This window comes from Martelella sp. NC20, assembly GCF_013459645.1.
In the GTDB taxonomy this organism is placed as follows: Bacteria; Pseudomonadota; Alphaproteobacteria; order Rhizobiales; family Rhizobiaceae; genus Martelella.
On sequence record NZ_CP054861.1, the window covers coordinates 3,479,167 to 3,496,056 of the forward strand.

A 16,890-nucleotide genomic window follows, 5' to 3' on the forward strand; every position below is an offset into this window, starting at 1 on the left:
GCTGCTCCGGATAATTTGTGACTCGCAAATTATCGGGTTGTCATGTTCATGTCATGCACTTAACATAAGTACATGCCATGAACTAAAAAACAGAAGACTGGCTAGGGAGGCACTATGGCACGGCTCGAGGTGAGGGAGGTCTCGAAGACCTTCCCCATTGGTTTTCAGGTGTTGCGGGAAATTTCCCTTGATGTGCGCTCGGGAGAGTTCCTCACGCTTCTGGGGCCTTCCGGTTGCGGCAAGACCACCTTGCTCAAGGCGATCGCGGGGTTTCACCCGATCTCCGCCGGTTCGTTTCTGATCGATGGGGTGGACGTGACCGGAAAGCCGCCGGAGCGGCGCGACACCGCGATGTGTTTTCAGTCCTATGCGCTGTTTCCCCATATGAGCGTTGCCGAGAATATCCTGTTCGGTCCCCGGCAGAACCGCCTCGGCAGGGACGAATGCGCGGCGCGCCTTGCCGATTCTCTGCGTCAGGTCGATCTTGCGGCCCATGCCGAAAAACTGCCCTCGGCGCTTTCCGGCGGCCAGCAGCAGCGCGTGGCACTTGCCCGTGCGATGGCGATGCGGCCCGGCATCATTCTGTTCGATGAGCCGCTTTCCAATCTCGATGCCAAGCTGCGCCATCAGGTGCGCTTCGAGATGCGGGCGTTGCAGGCCGAACACGGTTTCACGGCGATTTACGTGACCCACGATCAGGCCGAGGCGCTGGCGATGTCGGACCGGGTGGCGGTGATGCACGGCGGGCGGGTCGAGCAGATCGCGCCGCCGGCGGAAATCTACGATCATCCGGTCAACCGCTTCGTGGCCGATTTCATCGGCGCCGCCAATATCGTCAAGGCGAAGATCGAGGGGCCCGCCGGCCCCGGACAATGGCGGGTCGAAACCGAACTTGGCAATTTCACGATCGCCTCTGAACGCGCGCCTTCGGCGGCTTGGCATTACATCTGCTGGCGTCCCGAAAGCGCGGTGATCGGCTCGGACGAAGAGCGTCTCGACGGCAATATTTTCATGGGTGAGGTCGTTACCCAGGCCTATCAGGGCAATGTCACCGATGTCGTCATTCGTCCGGACCGGGCCGCCGACACCGTCAATATCCAGACCCGCCGGCCTCTGCCCGTCGGCGCGCGGATCGCGGTCCGTCTCGCCCCTGAGGCCTTTTCGCTTCTGGAGGCTGCCGAATGACGGTCTCGCCACGCCTCGGGAACGGCATTCTGGTTGCGGTCTGCCTTCTGCCCGGCCTCGGTCTCATTGTCGCGCTGATCGGCACGGTGGTGTCGATGGCGGTGGCGCAATCGGTTGGCTATTTCAACTTTTCCGGGGCAAGCGGCTTTTCGCTGGAGTTCTGGCAGAACCAGCTTGCCTCGCCGCTGTTGCGCCGTTCGGTGTTCTATTCGGCGAAGATCGCGCTTCTTTCGGCGCTGATCTCGGTGGCGATCGCCTATGTCTTCGCGCTCTGGTTCCGCAAGCCGTTCACGGGTTCGGCAACCCTTGGCGGGCTGTTGAAGGCGCCGATGATGGTGCCCGGACTGGTCGCCGCCTTCCTGCTGCTCAACGTCATCGCCTATCACGGCTTCATCAACGAGGCGCTGCTTGGCCTCGGCATCATCGACAAGCCGCTCAGAATGCAGAATGACCGTTTCGGCGCGGCGGTGATCTTCCTGCAGGTGTGGAAACAGATGCCGTTCGCGCTGTTGATCCTGACCGCGCCGGTCCAGTCCATCCACGAGGAGATATTCGATGCCGCGCGCGATCTCGGCGCCGGCGCCTGGACCCGGTTTCGCAAGATCGTGCTGCCGCTGACGGTCAAGGCGCTTCAGGCCGCGCTGATCCTGATCTTCATCCGGGCCGCCGGCGACTTTTCCTTCCAGGTCGTGGTCGGGCCACGTCAGGTCAATTCGCTGGCGCAGTATATGTACACAGTGCAGCGGCTGTTCGGGCAATGGAACGAGGCGGCGGTGGTTGCCGTGATCCTGATGGCGATGTCGCTTGTCGGCGCGGTGCTGCTCGCTGGCATTACCCAGCTTGTCGTTTCGGGCAGGAGGGCGTGATGCGCAACACGAACCTCAATCGCGTCCTGGTCGTGATCCTGTCGGTGGTGCTGGTGTTCTGGCTGGCCATGCCCTTTGCCATGGCCGTGCTGTGGTCGCTGGTTGATCCCGACAAGGCCTGGAGCTATCCGGATCTCTTCCCGCAAAAGCTGTCCTTCAGGCGCTGGAGCGAAATCTGGGAGACGACCAGCCTCTCGCTTGCCATGCGTCACAGCTATACGCTCGCGCCGGTCGTTGCCGTCGCGACGCTGGCGATGGCCGCGCCGACCGCCTTTGCCTTTGCCCGGCTGGAGTTCCGGGGCAAGACCGCGGCGCAGATGCTGTCGCTGCTGCCGCTCGCCGTGCCCGAATTCGTGACGGCGCTGTTCTTCACGTCGCTGCTCTACAGCCTCGGCATCTACGCCAAGTTCCCCGCGATCGTGCTGGGTCATGTGGTGTTGTTCCTGCCCTATGCGATCCGGATCCTCACGGTGTCCTTCGCCCAGGTGCGCAAGGATCTGATCGATGCCGCGCGCGATCTCGGCGCGAGCCGCTGGTCGCGGTTTTCGGTGGCCTATCTGCCGGTGCTCAAACCCGGCATTCTGGCTGCGCTCATCATCGTATTCATCCAGAGTATCGAGGAATTCGCGATGTCCTTCGTGATCGGCTCGCCCGATTTCACGACTATTCCGACCATTCTCTACTCCTATCTCGGTGAAAACTTCATTCGATCGAACGCGGCCGTCGTGTCGCTGATCCTGGTCGTCCCCAATGTCATCCTGCTGCTGGTCTTCGAACGCCTCCTCAAGAGCGAGGGCGCGGTGACGCTTGGCGGCAAGGGATGATCATAAAGCTCCATAACAGAGGAAACGGAGGTTATCATGCTCAGGAAATTCATCGCACCCTTGGTGCTTTCAACCATGCTCGTGGCCACAGGCGCCGCAGCCGACGATCTGACGTCCAAGCCCTGGGACGAGATCGTCGCCCAGGCGAAGCAGGAGGGCGAGGTTGTCTGGTACAACTGGTTCCTGCAGCCGAAATTCCGCGAGCTCATGAAGGGCTTCGAGGATGAATACGGCATCAAGGTCACGATCCCGGACGGCACCAATGACGGCAACTTCAACAAGTTCCTGGCCGAGCACAACCGAAAGACAGGCGATATCGATGTGATGTCCGTTCCGGGCGATGCGCTCGCGAAGTTCGATCCCACCGCCTATTTCGTCGGGCCGCTCGACATCCTGCCCGATTTCGCAAACCTGCGCACCGAGATCAACAATGGCGACGGCCAGGACCATGCCGTTGCCTTCTGGGGCAACCAGACGGGGTTCGCCTATGATCCGACCGCTGTCGACGAGGCGACATTGCCGCAGTCGTTCGAGGAGGTGACCGCCTGGATCAAGGACCACCCGATGGCGTTCGCCTTCAACGATCCGCAGGGCGGCGGCGCCGGCAAGGCCTTCATTCAGATGGCGGTCCGTTCCACCGTGAGCGACGCGGAGATCGAGGCCGGCAATTTCGACGGGGCGTGGGCCTGGTTTGCGTCCGTAAACGGCGACTACGGCTACACCGCCTCCAATGCCGACAGCCTGACGCGGCTCAATGGCGGCGAGTTTCATCTCGTTCCCGCATGGGAAGATCATCTCGCCGGCCTGCAGAAGAAGGGCGAGATCGACAAGCGGATGCAGTTCTACATTCCCGAATTCGGCATGCTTGGCGGCGGCAACGCGGTCGGCGTTCCGGCAAATGCGCCGCACAAGGCGGCTGGCCTCGTCTTCGTCGACTGGCTGACCTCGGCAGAAACTCAGGACATGTTCGCCGCCGAAATGGGATCTTCGCCCGTCAATGCCTCGGCCAAGGGCGTCCCGGGCGGTGTGCCGCCGGAGCAGCGCGCCTATTCGCGTGACTGGCTGAGTGCGGCCACCACCGACGACATCACCAGACAGTTTCTGGAAAAGGTCGTTCTCGGCCAGTAATGCAAAGAGTGCATATTCATGAATGAAACCAGCAACAACGAGGAGCGTCAGCCGCCGGCTGACGCTTCGCTGCCGGCCGGCGTCGGCAGCAAGTTCCATGCCGACGGCACGGTCCGGCGCTTTCCCGGCAATACCATCCTCTGCCATCTTCCGACAGACAGCGCGTTGCGCGGTCCGCTTGCCGCGCTGTGGCAGACGCTGGACAGTTCACCGCTCGAGCCGCTCTATTCGCTGTTGCCGGCTTCGAGCTGGCATATGACGGTTTTCGAAGGCGTGTGCGACGAGATCAGGGCGCCCGGCCGGTGGCCATCCGATCTTTCCGCCGCCGCCGGGCTTGCCGATTGCCATGCGCTCTTTGAAAGCAAGCTGGCCGGGTTCGACCCGCGGATCGATCCGCCGCTCAGGATCACGGTCGCCGGCTGGCAGCCGCTGAACGAAGGGATAGCGCTCAGTCTGGAGCCGGCAACGCCTACGGAAAACGCAAGGCTTCGGGACCTCAGGGATCGCCTTTCCGATCTGCTGAAGATCAGGGCGCCTCAGCATGACAGCTACGAATTCCACCTCAGCATCGGCTATCTGATGCGCCGCCCGGATGCCGCGGACAAGGCGCAACTGATGGCGCTGCTTGCCGAGGCGCTTGAGCGGATGCCGAAGACGTTCGAACTGGGCGTCCCCGAATATTGCCGCTTCGAAAACATGTTCGCTTTCGAAAAGCTGTTCTTCCTCGGCGGAAAGGCCTGAACGCACTGTGGCATACTGACTGACGTCAGGCGGCTCAGCCTGACGTCGTGTTCACGCCCGCTTCTTCAGCGGCCAGCGCTCCGTGGCGCTGCGGGTTATCGTGACCGGATCACCGACACGCAGCAGGCCTTCGCCGCGCGGCACGGCATTCCAGCCGAACAGCGGGCCCGGCACACGGCGGTCGGCGGACATGCGCAGGCGACCGAGTGCCGGCAGCGGGTTGGCGCCTTCGCGTGAGCCGGTGGTCTGGTCCTGGGTCGTCATGATGCAGCGGGTGCAGGGTTTGACGAAGTCGAAGGCGATGCCGCCGATCTCGATGCCCGCCCAGCCGTCCTCGGCCCAGGCCTCGTCGTTCTCGATCACGATATTGGGCCGGAACCGCTCCATGCCGACTTCTTCCGCGCCATGGGCCTTCAGATCGGCGTTGAGCGCGGCAAGCGAGCCGGTGGTGGTGACCAGCACCTGAAATCCATCGGCGAAGGACATCGGCGTTTCATCGCCGACCCAGTCGCGGCTCGCGATCCGATGCGATGCTTCGTCGAAGAAAGCGAGGCGGACCGGACGTTCGAACCAGTCCGAAAGCACGGCATCGGCATCGCCGGTACTTGCCGCCGCATTGACGCTATCTCTCCAGACGGCGACCTCGAGCCGCCGGTCGGGAGAAGCCCCGGTTTCGATCTCGCCCTTGTCCTCCATCGAGAGCAGAAGCCCACTCGTACCCGGACGCACTGTCAGCCGCGCCAGCACCGGCAGATCGCGCTGGGTGATGAAGCGGCCGGCCGGATCGACAAGCAGCGCGATGCGATCGCCTTCAAGGCCCGACGCACCGCAACGCGCGGCATCGAGGGCGATGCCGCGCGCGCTTTTCATGGGGTAGATGTTGAGTTCCGCGACTTTCAACGCCGGTCTCCGATCATTCGGCCTGCTTCTTCGCGCCGGCCTTGGTTGCCTTATCTGATTTTTCCGCCGTGTCGGGCTTTTCCGGCTTTACCGGGAGACCGTCATCGTCAAGCGTCGACAGGGTGACCTGCGGGAACGGTATCGAGATGCCGGCATCGTCGAAGGCAAGCTTGGCGTCGCGGGTCATCACATGGGTGGTCTTCCACCACAGCGGGCCGGGGACCCAGTAGCGCATGGCCACGACCACGGCGCTATCACCGAGTTCCTTGACGAAGGCGTAGGGTTCGGGATCGGAGAGCACATTCTCGTTGTTCTTCGCCAGATCGAGCATGATGTCGATCGCCTGCCGGAGATCGTCCTCATAGCCGATGCCGATGGCGAGTTCGTGCATGCGCTGGGTGACGCGGGAATAATTGGTGATCGAGACGTTCCAGAGCGTCGAGTTCGGCGCGAGCCGATACAGCCCGTCGAAGGTCTTGAGCTCGGTCGCGAACAGCCCGACTTCCTCCACCGTGCCGTCGATCGAGCCGGTGGAGATATATTCGCCGACCTTGAACGGACGCAGCACCAGAAGCATGATTCCGGCGGCGATGTTCTGCAGCGTGCCCTGCAAGGCCAGACCGATGGCGAGGCCGGCGGCGCCGAGAGCGGCGAGGATCGATGCGGTCTGCACACCGAACTGGCCGAGCGCCATGACGATGACGATGGTGAGAACGCCGTAGCGCGCGATCGCGCCAAAGAAACCGGCCAAGGTCTTGTCGACATTGTCGAATTTCATGAATGCCGTTTTGACCGAACGCTGGGCGATTGCCGCGCAGATCCAGCCGACGATCAGCAATATGATGGCGCCGAGCACCGAGAATGCGTAGGTGACGACCAGAGCCATCATCGCTTCGGCAAAATCACTCGACGCGTTCAGCAGATCGGCGGCTTGTTTCTCTATGGAATCCATCAATTGGTCCTTCTGTCATTTCGGAGAGAGGCGGGGCCAATGTTACGGTTCCTTTACCTATCACGCAACGGGGCCATGGCAAGACCATCGAGATCAAGTCTGAAAGGCGCGTTGAGCCGGCAATCGCGACCGCGGCCGATGGTCCTGACGGCCGCCGCAAACCGGCCGCCGCGCGCAAGCGCCGCATCGCCAAGCGCCACCAGCCGCCTGTTCGGCGTGGCGGAGGGCGAGGCAGCCCTCAGTGCCTCGGCAAGCCGTCCGTCATCGATCTCGGGCGCCACAGCAAGAGCTGCAATCATGGCTGCTGCGGGCGAACGGGAGACGCCCATCCAGCAATGGACCAGCAGCGGACCGTCAGCCGCCCAGCGCCGGGAAAAATCGATAATCTGATCGACATGGTCCCGTCCCGGCGCCACCAGATCGCCCGCGCCGGCAAACGCGATATCGTTCATGCGCAATACGAGATGACGGTCGATCATCCCGGGGCGGGCGAAATCATGGTTTTCGGCCATCAGCGAGATCATCTGCCGGCAGCCGTGACGCGCCGCCATCTCGCCGATACGCTCCAGCGGCGATACGATGATCGCGGCGCTCATGTCCCCGTTTTCTTTCCTTTTGGGCGCGGCGCGGCGCGCGTCGCCTCGATCTCGCCGAACCGGTCGAGAAAGCGCTGCTGGGCAAGCGCCGTCGGCATCGGCTCGATCGGCAGCATGTCGATGGAGACGCCGTTCGGCTCGCCGAAGAAGCGTCTGGCCTCGTCGATCGAAAAGCCGGCAAGGCTTACCGATTCGAAATAGGCGGCGATCCGGTCGGCCGCCTTGATCTTCGCCTTCAGCGCCGGGCGGGGGTGGGACGGCAGGCCGAACCGGAGGTGCACGGCCGCCTCCAGCCGCTTTTCCACCGCCTTGTAGCCGCCGCCGACCACGGCTTTGAAGGGCGAGATCATGTCGCCGATCACATATTCGGGCGCGTCATGGAGCAGCGCCGCCTGACAATCATCCGGGTTTGCGCGGTTGAGATGCGTAAACACGACCTCGACCACCAGCGAATGCTGGGCGACCGAATAGGCGTGTTCGCCAAGCGTCTGGCCGTTCCAGCGCGCGACCCGCGCAAGTCCGTGGGCGATATCGGAAATCTCGACATCGAGCGGCGAGGGGTCCAGCAGATCGAGCCTGCGGCCCGAAAGCATGCGCTGCCAGGCGCGGCTGTCGGCTTTCGGCGGCATGACCTATTCCGCCTCCGCGCCCGCAAGCGTGATGCCGCTCCAGGCATAAGGGGCGACGGTGAGCGCGACATCGCCGGCGGTGAGGCTTTCGGCCGATGCCGCCCGGTCGATCCTCAGGATCGCCATGGCCGTGTCGCCGGCAACCGAGCCGAGTTCGCCAGCGGGTTTTCCATCCGCATGGACTGTCGTGCCGGCGCCTGGCAATGCTGCCGCGCCATGAACCGCGACCAGCCTGCGTCGCGCCGTGCCGCGATGCTGCATCCGCGAGACCACCTCCTGGCCGACATAGCAGCCCTTCTTGAAGGAGATGGCGCCGTTCCTGTCGAACAGCAGATCATGCGGAAACGCATCCTGCGCGGCGTAGTCGGCATGCATCTCCGGCACGCCGGCCTCGATCCGGAGCGCGATATAGGCTCCGGCATCGGCCTCGCCATGGCGGCCGGGCAGGCGCTTCACGGCCAGGCCGGCCGGCGCGAAACGCATGTCGGTCACGGCGGCTTCGGGCGCATCGCCGGTATAAACCGTCACGCCGTCGGTTTCTTCGGTCGCGATTGTGACCTTGGCCCGCAATTTGTAGAGCGTCAGCCGCTGCGTCAGGTTTGCGGCATCCTCGGCGTGGGTTTCGATCGCAAAACCCGCTTCGGTCCGGCTTATCAGAAACTCGAACATCACCTTGCCCTGCGGGGTCAAGAGCGCGCCCGGCCAGGCCTCGGCGGGCCCGATGCGGTCGAGATCGGTGGTGATCAGGTTTTGCAGGAAATGTTCGGCGTCATCGCCGCCAAGCGTGATGACGGCCCGTTCCGGAAGGTGGATCTCAGCCATGATCGTTTCCTCTGGCGTACCGGCGGCTTTGGGCCGGGGCCATTTCAAGATGTCGGGCCCAGCGAGCGAGCCGCAAGGTCGTCGCGACCTCGAAACGCTCCGGTCAACCGGGCAATTCCCGTGTTGTCACGCGCTACAGCGGATTCGTCAATGCCGAAGGTGCGGGCCGAATATGCGGGCCGAAGGTACGGGTCGAAGGAAAAGGGGAAATTACTGCAGGATTCGTTCGGGTGAAAACTCGCCGGCAAGCATGCGTTCACGCAGCGATTCGAGCATGGCCTCGGCGCCTTCCTCACCGATCATCCGAACGGTTTCGCGCATGGCAAGCGCGAGCGCGGCGTCCGCGATGATCTCCGGCTCGATGCCGTCGGCGACGCCATCGGCCCAGGCTTCGTTCTGATATTCGAGAGCCACCTGCATCTTCTCGCGCACGATCATGTCGTCGATCTCGTTGGCGTTCGGCTTCATCGCATATCCTTGTAGGCTTCTTCTTCGTTGTTCATGCTATCAATTTTTTCGGCCTTGTGTCAGCGCGGCCGTTCGAAAAAGTGAATTTCCGGTTAATTGCAGCGCGTTGACGCCTATTTCCCGGCGCTAATGTGATTCTTTCGCCACACCGTCGCGGCGCTCCCGGTCGAGCGCTTCGGCGCATTCGCGTACACTGGCGGGAACGTTCAGCCGGGCGATATCGGAAAGCGTGAACCAGCCGAGATCGTCGGCATCATCAGCGGCCGCCGCAATGGCGCGGTCATCGACCTCGGCCACAAACACGCTGAGCCGGTAAAAGCTCGACACCGCGCCTGTTTTATTCCTGTCGATAAGATCGTAAACAGAAAAAAGACTGATATTTTCTGCGGTTAGGCCTGTTTCTTCCTGTAGTTCCCGAATTGCCGCCTGTTCGGCCGTTTCACCAGCTTCCGCCTTGCCGCCGGGAAAGGCATACATGGCCCTGGCCGGAGGATTGGCGCGGCGCACCAGCAGGAACGTGTCTTTCCGGCGGATGATCACCGAGGAGGCGGGTTTTGGCGTTTCTGTCATGCTATATACGGGCGGTGATACCGAATGGATGTATTGAGGAAGGTGCGCCTTCCGTTTTCAGGATGAGTTTCAAGCTGCAATGTGTGGACGTTTCGGCCTTATAGCAACCCCCGGGCAGGTGGGCGAGGCTTTCGACATATCGGCGATCGACCCGTTCCCGCCGCGCTACAATATCGCGCCGTCGCAACCGATCCTCATGGTCGTGAGCGCTTCCGAACTGACCGGCGGCGGGGAAGGGCGCAATGCGCTGCTGGTGCGCTGGGGGCTGATCCCCGCCTGGGTGAAGGACGCCGGCGCGTTTTCCCTGTTGTTCAATGCGCGCAGCGAAACGGCCGCGGAAAAACCGGCCTTTCGCGGCTCGATGCGCCATTTCCGTACGCTGGTCCCGGCCTCCGGCTTTTTCGAATGGCGCAGGACCGGAGAAAAAGGCGGCGCGCAGCCATACTGGATCCGGCCGCGTCATGGCGGGCTGATCGCCTTTGCCGGCCTGATGTCGCCATGGCTGGGCGCCGACGGCACGGAGATCGATACCGGCGCGATCCTGACGACAGCTTCAAGCGGGGTTATCGCCAGGATCCACGAGCGCTCGCCGGTTGTGATCGCGCCGGAGGATTTTGAACGCTGGCTCGATTGCCGACATAACGAACCGCGCGACGTCGCCGATCTGCTGAGACCGCCAGCCGCCGATTTCTTCGAGGCGCTGCCGGTCTCAAAAGCCGTCAGCAACGCTCGCAATCTCGGCGCGGACCTGATCGAACCGGTCGGCCCGGCACTGGAGGCAGCGCCGGAGGATGATGGGCCGGGGCAGATGGATTTGTTTTGAGGCGGGGGCTCGCAGACTTAAAGTCAGTCTCGGACTTTCGGCAATTTGTCGAACGTGCAGCCCACAATCTCCCCCCCTTGAGGAGGAGATGTCGCGAAAGCGACAGAGAGGGGTATAGGGCATAAGCCGCTTGCTCCGCGCTCTCGGAGAGGGTTCACCCCTCTCTGCCCCTGTCGGGGCATCTCTCCCTCAGGGGGAGAGATTGATGGCGGGAAAGCTTTCGGGTGAAATTGGCGCAGAAGGAAGCGGCTCGGTTTCGAAAAAAAACATTCCAAGATCAAGGTATGGCGAGCAAAAACCTCAGATATCCAGATCCAGCCGGTTCTTGCGCGGCTGGCTGTCGTCCTCCTCCTCGGCATCGTCCTCCATCACCAGCGTGCCGTATTTGCGGTGCCAGGCGCGCGCGCCGAGCGGCAGGCTCGCGAGATAAAGCGCGGAGCCGACAACCATGACATGCCAGGTGTAGGCGACGAGCAGCGCGACCGAGAGGACGGCGAGCAGCATCATCGGCAGCGCGAAATCGCGCCGGACGGTGAAGCCGAGGCTCTTGCCGGACCATACCGGCAGGCGGCTGATCAGCAGGAAGCCGATGAGCACGGTATAAGCGGAAGAGGCGAGCGCCACGCTGGAACCGCGTTGCATGCCGAGAAAGCCGAGATAGACCGGCAGAAGCATGATGATGGCGCCAAGCGGGGCAGGGACGCCGACGAAATATTCCCCCTGCCAGCTGGCCTTGCGCTTGCGGTCCGCCATCACGTTGAAGCGGGCAAGGCGCAGTGCTGCGGCAATGGCGTAAAGCAGGGCGGCGATCCAGCCGAGCGTGCCTCCGTCCTTCAGCAAATAGATGTAGGATACGAGCGCCGGCGCGATGCCGAAATTGACCACGTCGGCGAGCGAATCCATCTGCTCGCCGAATTTCGAGGTGGCCTTCAGAAGCCGTGCCAGCCGGCCGTCGATGCCATCCAGGAACGCCGCGACCAGCAGCATCGCCACGGCCTGGGGAAACTGGCCGACGATCGCGAGCCGGACGCCGGAAAGCCCGGCGCAAAGCGCAAGCACGGTCACCAGATTGGGAATGATCAGGCGGAGCGGTATTTCTCTCAGGCGCGGCCCCCGGCCGGATTTGTCCGTGCCGGGTTTGGGCCGCGCCGCGGGAACGCCGTTCTGCTCGGCCATCAGATGCTCCGTCCGACGACCGGAAGCGCGAAGCCGCCGAAGGCCGCCAGCACGGTTTCGCCCGCCGTCGCAATCTGCCCGACGGCGACGCGCGGGGTGGCGGTTGTCGGCAGATAGACGTCGAGCCTTGAGCCGAAGCGAATCAGGCCGAAGCGCTCGCCGGCATCGATGGCGTCGCCGGTTTCGGAAAAGCAGACGATCCGACGGGCGACGAGGCCCGCGATCTGCACCACGCCGATCGGGCCATGGGCGGTATCGAGCACCAGGCCATTGCGCTCATTGTCTTCGCTGGCCTTGTCGAGTTCGGCGTTGAGGAACTTGCCGGGCCGATAGTGAATGCCGGTGATGCGGCCGGCCATCGGCGCGCGGTTCACATGGCAGTTGAAAACGTTCATGAACACGCAGATGCGCAGCATCGGCTCCGCGCCGAGGCCCATTTCGGCCGGCGGTATTTCCTCGCTGATCGAGGAGACGCGGCCATCGGCCGGGCTGATGACGATATCATCGTCCTGGGGCACGACCCGGTCGGGATCGCGGAAGAAATAGGCGCACCAGAGCGTGGCGATGAGCCCGATCCAGAACAGCGGCTGGGCAATCCATCCAAGGATCAGGGTCGCCACCAGAAAGATCGCGACAAAGCGGTAACCTTCCTTGTGGATCGGCGCCATCGACTGCCGGATCGAATCGATAATGGTCATGGTTCCTCGCTTGATTGCCCGGGTTTTGAAAGGCGACAATACAGACTGGGCGCGGCCTTGGAAATATGGCCGTCCACTGCTTTTCGGGTCTGGACCTCAGTTGGCGGGATCGAGCCGCATGATCACGCCCATATCGTCGCTCTCGCGTACTTTGCGCAGGTGCTCCTCGGCAAGGGTCGCCTCGCGCTGACGCTCCCACATCTGGGCGTAAAGCCCGTTTTCGGCGATCAGGGCGTCATGGGTGCCGCGTTCGGCGATCTCGCCGCGTCTGAGCACGATGATCTCGTCGGCGCCGATCACGGTGGAAAGTCGGTGGGCGATGACCAGCGTGGTGCGGTTCTTGGAAACGATGTCGAGGGCGGCCTGGATCTCGCGCTCGGTATGGGTGTCGAGCGCGGAGGTAGCCTCGTCGAGCACCAGGATCGGCGGGGCCTTGAGGATGGTGCGGGCGATCGCCACGCGCTGCTTCTCGCCGCCCGACAGCTTCAGGCCGCGCTCGCCGACCTGGGTTTCGTAGCCCTCAGGCAATTGCCGGATGAAATCGCCGACCTGGGCGAGTTCGGCTGCGGCGTTGACCTCTTCCTCGGTCGCCGAGGTGCGGCCATAGCGGATGTTGTAGGCGATGGTGTCGTTGAACAGCACCGTATCCTGCGGCACCATGCCGATCGCGTCGCGCAGGCTTGCCTGGCGCACTTCGCGCAGATCCTGTCCGTCGATTGTGATCGCGCCTTCGTTGACGTCGTAGAAGCGGAACAGCAGGCGAGAGATCGTCGACTTGCCGGCGCCGGTCGGGCCGACGATCGCGACCGTCTTGCCGGCCGGCACCTCGAAGGATACGCCCTTGAGGATCGGGCGGGCGGGGTCATAGGAAAAATGCACGTCCTTGAAGGCGATCGCGCCCTGCCGGATCTGCAGGTCCTCGGCATCGGGCTTGTCGGTGATTTCGAGGTCGACCTCGAGAATATCGAACATCTGCTCGATATCGGTCAGGCCCTGGCGGATTTCGCGGTAGACCGAACCGATGAAATTGAGCGGGATAGCAAGCTGGATCAGCATCGCGTTGACGAACACGAAATCGCCGATGGTCTGGGTGCCGTTCTTGACGGCGATCGCCGACAGCACCATCATGATGGTCATGCCGATGCCGAAGATGATGCCCTGGCCGAAATTGAGCCAGCCGAGCGAGGTCCAGATGCGGGTCGCCGCGTTCTCGTAAACCGCCATGGAAGTGTCGAAGCGACGCGCCTCCATCTTCTCGTTGCCGAAATATTTGACGGTTTCGTAGTTCAGAAGTGAATCGACGGCCTTGGTATTGGCGTCGTTGTCGCTGTCGTTCATTTCGCGGCGGATGGCGATGCGCCAGTCGCTGGCCTTGATCGTGAACCAGACATAGAGCACCACGGTGACGGCGGTGATCGCCAGATAATCGAAGCCGTAACCCCACCAGAAGATGATCGCCACCAGCACGAATTCGAGCACGGTCGGCAGCGTGGCGAGGATCGTAAAGCGTACGATCGTCTCGATGCCCTTGGTGCCGCGTTCGATGATGCGCGACAGCCCGCCGGTCTTGCGCGAGAGATGAAAGCGCAGGGCGAGCTGGTGCATGTGCACGAAAACCCGGTGAGCGAGGCGGCGCACCGCATACTGGCCGACGCTGGCAAACAGCGCATCGCGCAACTGGTTGAAGCCGAGCTGGCCGATGCGCGCGAGATTGTAGAACAGCACCAGCGTGACCGCTCCGAACAGGATGGCCGGCAGCACGGTATTTATCTCCAATTCGCCGGTCAGCGCGTTGGTCGCCCATTTGAAGGTGTAGGGGACCAGCAGGAGAATGAGCTTGGCGATCACCAGCGCGATGGTGGCCAGCACCACCCTGCGCTTCAGGTCCGGACGGCTGGATGGCCAGATATACGGCCAGAGGTTGATGATCGTATGTAGCGGATTGGATGAATCCGCTGAAACGGTTTTCCCGCGATCTGCCATGCTTGTCCCCGCGCTCAAAGCCGGACGGCCGAGCCGAAATAAGAGAAGTATCAAAGATGAAAGGCGCCCCGTGGGGTGCCGTTTTATCGCGACATAAGGTCGCCGCGAGGGGATTGCAATGGCAATGGGGCGAAACGAATTTCACCGTCGCCCCGCCGTTTTCGGAAAATCACCGGCCGGTCCGGCCGGTTTCAAACCGATGCGGGAGCGCCCCGAAACCCGGCTTTGACGTTACCGGAAACGCATCTGCCGCTCAGCGGTCACCCGCCGGCAGATGGTATTCCGGTCCGATCGGCATGCCGTCCAGCAGGCGGCGGTGGATGGTTTCCGCTTCCCCGATCGGCAGCGGTTCCTTCGGCAGGGAGAATACCTGGCCGGGCAGGATCAGGTTCGGGTTGACGATCTGGGGTTCGTTGGCGAGATAGATCGTGGTGTAGCGTACGCCGCGTCCATACACGCGCCGCGATATCCGCCACAGATTGTCGCCGCGGCGGATGATGACGGCATTGTCGCTGCTTTCAAGCTGGGGCTGGGTGAAGGTCTGCGTGCCGTCCTGTTGCTCGCCCGCCGTTGCCGGCGTGCTGGAGACTGCCGCGACCTGATCGCCGGGCGGGCGGTCGAAGGGCACGACGGCACGGGCGATCACCTTTCCTTGATCATCGAGCATATCGACGCGGATGGTGTGCAGGCCAACCGAAACGTCGATCTCGGCGTCCAGAACATAATTGCCTTCGACATTGACCTTGGCGTCGCCGATGAGCGCGTCGTCGATATAGCCGCGAATGGTGGCCTCCGGTGCGCCTTCTCCGGCCACGAACAGGCGGTTGCCTTCGATCTCGACGGCCTTGATGCTGACAAGGGCCGTGACCGCGCCGCCGCCGTTCTGCTCTGTCTTCTCGGCATCGGTTTCAACCGTCACCGGCGAAAGCTCGGTCTCGTCCTGCCTGCCGGCGTCCGCCGTTCCGCGATCGCCCTTCGTTGAAGCTGTTTGCCCTGCGGAATTGTCCTCGGCGGAGCTCCCGTCCGTCGCGCGCTCGTCTGCAGCGGCCGTATCGCCGGAGCTGTCGCCATTGGCATTCTGCTGTGCAGAAGGTTGTCCACCGCTGTCCTGACCGGAAGCGTCCTTGTTGTTGACGCGCGCTATCACGGAGCCTTCGGGCGCGTCCTCGTCGCCATCGGGCGCGGCGACGATCTCTGAAGCCTTGCCGGGTTCGGTGATCAGCGCGAGCAGATCGCCATCCGGGGTTTCCGGTATCGAGATCGTCGCGGTCTGCATCGAACGGGCGGTGCGGCCGTCGGGCATGGTGACGTCGAGATAGATCAGATGATCGCCGGGTTTCAGCGGGGTATCGATGATGGCGACGAAATCGCCGGAACTGCCCACTTCGGAGGAAGCGACCACCGTCTCGCCTTCCTTGACGTCGAGAACGCCGAGCGGCTCGGCGGCGCCTGCGATGACGGCGGTGCCATCGGGTTCGACGCGCAGCACGTCGAACGTCGGTATGCGCAGGCCCGCCTGCTGCCGATCCTCGCCCGTGTCGCCATCAATGCTCGGGCTGTCCATGCTTTGCCCGGATGCATCTCCGGGCTCGCTCTGCTCGGCCTGAGATGCGCCGCCGTCAGTACTGCTGGTCTCGGCACCATCGTCGCGCATAAAATAATAGAGGCCCGCCGCGATGAGGATGAGCAGGATAACGGCGATGATGATACCGGACCGGTTGCTTTTCATTCAGTGCTCCAGAGGGGCGGCGACGTCAATCTTCTGAAAACGCTAGCCATAGTGCCGTATATATACAAGAGTTCATTGGCTGTGCGAGCAAAGCGTGAACAGGGTAAACGCAGGATTGTGTTCGTTTTGCAATGAACTTGACCTGTCCGGGCCCAATGGGATTGATTGGCGGCATGAAAAAGAAAGATGAACCGATTCGCAGAATCTGCGTCTATTGCGGCTCGCGGCCGGGCGTGGCGCCGGAATATATGCGCGCCGGCAAGGCGCTTGGCGCCGCCATCGCAATCGCCGGCTACGGCCTCGTCTATGGCGGCGGCACCAAGGGCATCATGGGCGCGGTCGCCGAGGGCGTGCTGGAAAACAACGGCCATGTGCTCGGCATCATCCCGGAATTCCTCGTCGACATGGAGGCCACCCGCGACCAGCTCGAGGCCCTCGACGAACTTGTGATCACGCCGGACATGCATGTGCGCAAGCATACCATGTTCGAACAGGCGGACGCCTTCGTCGCGCTTCCCGGCGGGATCGGCACGCTTGAGGAAATCGTCGAGATCATGACCTGGGCGCAGCTTGGCCGCCATACCAAGCCGATGATCCTTGGCGACATCGGCGGTTTCTGGCAGCCGATGGTCGAACTGCTCGATCATATGCTGAAGGAGGGCTTCCTGCACACCAGCCATCAGGTGCGCCCGCGACTGATCGGAAGCGTCGCCGACATGATCCCGGCGATCGAGGCCGGCTGGGCGGAGAGTGGCGACGACGATGACGGCAACCCCCGGATCATCGGCAAGATGTAGCGC

18 protein-coding genes are annotated in these 16,890 nt (G+C 62.8%); 7 read left to right on the forward strand and 11 right to left on the reverse strand.

The window, feature by feature from the left end:
* Positions 1 to 114 precede the first annotated feature (114 nt).
* From HQ843_RS16555 to HQ843_RS16575, 5 genes are read left to right on the forward strand one after another with little or no spacing between them, the layout of a single operon-like run.
* Entirely contained in the window at positions 115 to 1,185 is a 1,071-nt protein-coding gene (locus HQ843_RS16555) for an ABC transporter ATP-binding protein (RefSeq protein WP_180897288.1), read from the forward strand.
* The gene (locus HQ843_RS16560) at positions 1,182 to 2,051 is read left to right on the forward strand and encodes an ABC transporter permease (RefSeq protein ID WP_180897287.1); all 870 of its coding nucleotides are present in this window, start codon (positions 1,182 to 1,184) and stop codon (positions 2,049 to 2,051) included. The genes HQ843_RS16555 and HQ843_RS16560 overlap by 4 nt, the downstream gene beginning before the upstream one ends.
* Positions 2,051 to 2,875 carry an ABC transporter permease gene (locus HQ843_RS16565; RefSeq protein ID WP_180897286.1) on the forward strand — a complete coding sequence of 275 codons (825 nt, stop codon included), beginning with the start codon at positions 2,051 to 2,053 and terminating at the stop codon, positions 2,873 to 2,875. The genes HQ843_RS16560 and HQ843_RS16565 overlap by 1 nt, the downstream gene beginning before the upstream one ends.
* A gap of 36 nt (positions 2,876 to 2,911) precedes the next feature.
* Positions 2,912 to 4,003: an ABC transporter substrate-binding protein gene (locus HQ843_RS16570; protein ID WP_180897285.1), complete on the forward strand. Its 1,092-nt coding sequence runs from the start codon at positions 2,912 to 2,914 to the stop codon at positions 4,001 to 4,003.
* 18 nt (positions 4,004 to 4,021) lie between these two features.
* Entirely contained in the window at positions 4,022 to 4,744 is a 723-nt protein-coding gene (locus HQ843_RS16575) for a DUF1868 domain-containing protein (RefSeq protein WP_180897284.1), read from the forward strand.
* A 51-nt stretch (positions 4,745 to 4,795) separates the two neighbouring features.
* Here HQ843_RS16575 and HQ843_RS16580 read toward each other — a convergent pair whose 3' ends face one another.
* From HQ843_RS16580 to HQ843_RS16610, 7 genes are all read right to left on the reverse strand, one after another.
* The gene (locus HQ843_RS16580; protein ID WP_180897283.1) at positions 4,796 to 5,644 is read right to left on the reverse strand and encodes an MOSC domain-containing protein; all 849 of its coding nucleotides are present in this window, start codon (positions 5,642 to 5,644) and stop codon (positions 4,796 to 4,798) included.
* A 13-nt stretch (positions 5,645 to 5,657) separates the two neighbouring features.
* The gene (locus tag HQ843_RS16585; protein ID WP_371822167.1) at positions 5,658 to 6,587 is read right to left on the reverse strand and encodes a mechanosensitive ion channel family protein; all 930 of its coding nucleotides are present in this window, start codon (positions 6,585 to 6,587) and stop codon (positions 5,658 to 5,660) included.
* 62 nt (positions 6,588 to 6,649) lie between these two features.
* On the reverse strand, positions 6,650 to 7,192 hold the full coding sequence (locus HQ843_RS16590; protein WP_180897282.1) for a tyrosine phosphatase family protein: 543 nt from the start codon (positions 7,190 to 7,192) through the stop codon (positions 6,650 to 6,652).
* Complete coding sequence (locus HQ843_RS16595; RefSeq protein WP_180897281.1) at positions 7,189 to 7,821, reverse strand: YfbR-like 5'-deoxynucleotidase; 633 nt, start codon at positions 7,819 to 7,821, stop codon at positions 7,189 to 7,191. The genes HQ843_RS16590 and HQ843_RS16595 overlap by 4 nt, the downstream gene beginning before the upstream one ends.
* Before the next feature lie 3 nt (positions 7,822 to 7,824).
* On the reverse strand, positions 7,825 to 8,643 hold the full coding sequence (gene ygfZ, locus HQ843_RS16600) for a CAF17-like 4Fe-4S cluster assembly/insertion protein YgfZ (protein ID WP_180897280.1): 819 nt from the start codon (positions 8,641 to 8,643) through the stop codon (positions 7,825 to 7,827).
* A 210-nt stretch (positions 8,644 to 8,853) separates the two neighbouring features.
* Positions 8,854 to 9,111: a hypothetical protein gene (locus HQ843_RS16605; RefSeq protein ID WP_018066457.1), complete on the reverse strand. Its 258-nt coding sequence runs from the start codon at positions 9,109 to 9,111 to the stop codon at positions 8,854 to 8,856.
* 126 nt (positions 9,112 to 9,237) lie between these two features.
* Entirely contained in the window at positions 9,238 to 9,681 is a 444-nt protein-coding gene (locus tag HQ843_RS16610; protein ID WP_180897279.1) for an NUDIX hydrolase, read from the reverse strand.
* A gap of 79 nt (positions 9,682 to 9,760) precedes the next feature.
* Here HQ843_RS16610 and HQ843_RS16615 point away from each other — a divergent pair, with 79 nt between their 5' ends.
* Positions 9,761 to 10,504 (forward strand): SOS response-associated peptidase, encoded by a 744-nt coding sequence (locus HQ843_RS16615; protein WP_180897278.1) that lies wholly within the window; start codon positions 9,761 to 9,763, stop codon positions 10,502 to 10,504.
* A 300-nt stretch (positions 10,505 to 10,804) separates the two neighbouring features.
* On the opposite strand, the gene HQ843_RS16620 is transcribed toward HQ843_RS16615, so the two are convergent.
* The 4 genes from HQ843_RS16620 to HQ843_RS16635 form a co-directional block, all read right to left on the reverse strand.
* Complete coding sequence (locus HQ843_RS16620; RefSeq protein ID WP_180897277.1) at positions 10,805 to 11,680, reverse strand: CDP-alcohol phosphatidyltransferase family protein; 876 nt, start codon at positions 11,678 to 11,680, stop codon at positions 10,805 to 10,807.
* Positions 11,680 to 12,393 (reverse strand): phosphatidylserine decarboxylase, encoded by a 714-nt coding sequence (locus HQ843_RS16625; protein WP_256432954.1) that lies wholly within the window; start codon positions 12,391 to 12,393, stop codon positions 11,680 to 11,682. The genes HQ843_RS16620 and HQ843_RS16625 overlap by 1 nt, the downstream gene beginning before the upstream one ends.
* An 81-nt stretch (positions 12,394 to 12,474) precedes the next feature.
* The gene (locus HQ843_RS16630) at positions 12,475 to 14,361 is read right to left on the reverse strand and encodes an ABCB family ABC transporter ATP-binding protein/permease (RefSeq protein ID WP_180897275.1); all 1,887 of its coding nucleotides are present in this window, start codon (positions 14,359 to 14,361) and stop codon (positions 12,475 to 12,477) included.
* A gap of 253 nt (positions 14,362 to 14,614) precedes the next feature.
* Positions 14,615 to 16,090 (reverse strand): LysM peptidoglycan-binding domain-containing protein, encoded by a 1,476-nt coding sequence (locus HQ843_RS16635; RefSeq protein ID WP_180897274.1) that lies wholly within the window; start codon positions 16,088 to 16,090, stop codon positions 14,615 to 14,617.
* Positions 16,091 to 16,263: 173 nt separating this feature from the next.
* On the opposite strand from HQ843_RS16635, the gene HQ843_RS16640 reads away from it, so the two are divergent.
* Entirely contained in the window at positions 16,264 to 16,887 is a 624-nt protein-coding gene (locus HQ843_RS16640; protein ID WP_180897273.1) for an LOG family protein, read from the forward strand.
* Positions 16,888 to 16,890: the final 3 nt, after the last annotated feature.

Bases quoted from the DNA above. Each gene is read 5' to 3' on its own strand.
- HQ843_RS16630 (WP_180897275.1), bottom strand. From the start codon at position 14,361: ATGGCAGATCGCGGGAAAACCGTTTCAGCGGATTCATCCAATCCGCTA.
- HQ843_RS16570 (WP_180897285.1), top strand. From the start codon at position 2,912: ATGCTCAGGAAATTCATCGCACCCTTGGTGCTTTCAACCATGCTCGTG.
- HQ843_RS16605 (WP_018066457.1), bottom strand. From the start codon at position 9,111: ATGAAGCCGAACGCCAACGAGATCGACGACATGATCGTGCGCGAGAAG.
- HQ843_RS16575 (WP_180897284.1), top strand. From the start codon at position 4,022: ATGAATGAAACCAGCAACAACGAGGAGCGTCAGCCGCCGGCTGACGCT.
- HQ843_RS16555 (WP_180897288.1), top strand. From the start codon at position 115: ATGGCACGGCTCGAGGTGAGGGAGGTCTCGAAGACCTTCCCCATTGGT.
- HQ843_RS16595 (WP_180897281.1), bottom strand. From the start codon at position 7,821: ATGCCGCCGAAAGCCGACAGCCGCGCCTGGCAGCGCATGCTTTCGGGC.
- HQ843_RS16610 (WP_180897279.1), bottom strand. From the start codon at position 9,681: ATGACAGAAACGCCAAAACCCGCCTCCTCGGTGATCATCCGCCGGAAA.
- HQ843_RS16560 (WP_180897287.1), top strand. From the start codon at position 1,182: ATGACGGTCTCGCCACGCCTCGGGAACGGCATTCTGGTTGCGGTCTGC.
- HQ843_RS16615 (WP_180897278.1), top strand. From the start codon at position 9,761: ATGTGTGGACGTTTCGGCCTTATAGCAACCCCCGGGCAGGTGGGCGAG.
- HQ843_RS16590 (WP_180897282.1), bottom strand. From the start codon at position 7,192: ATGAGCGCCGCGATCATCGTATCGCCGCTGGAGCGTATCGGCGAGATG.
- HQ843_RS16620 (WP_180897277.1), bottom strand. From the start codon at position 11,680: ATGGCCGAGCAGAACGGCGTTCCCGCGGCGCGGCCCAAACCCGGCACG.
- ygfZ (WP_180897280.1), bottom strand. From the start codon at position 8,643: ATGGCTGAGATCCACCTTCCGGAACGGGCCGTCATCACGCTTGGCGGC.
- HQ843_RS16635 (WP_180897274.1), bottom strand. From the start codon at position 16,090: ATGAAAAGCAACCGGTCCGGTATCATCATCGCCGTTATCCTGCTCATC.
- HQ843_RS16640 (WP_180897273.1), top strand. From the start codon at position 16,264: ATGAAAAAGAAAGATGAACCGATTCGCAGAATCTGCGTCTATTGCGGC.
- HQ843_RS16565 (WP_180897286.1), top strand. From the start codon at position 2,051: ATGCGCAACACGAACCTCAATCGCGTCCTGGTCGTGATCCTGTCGGTG.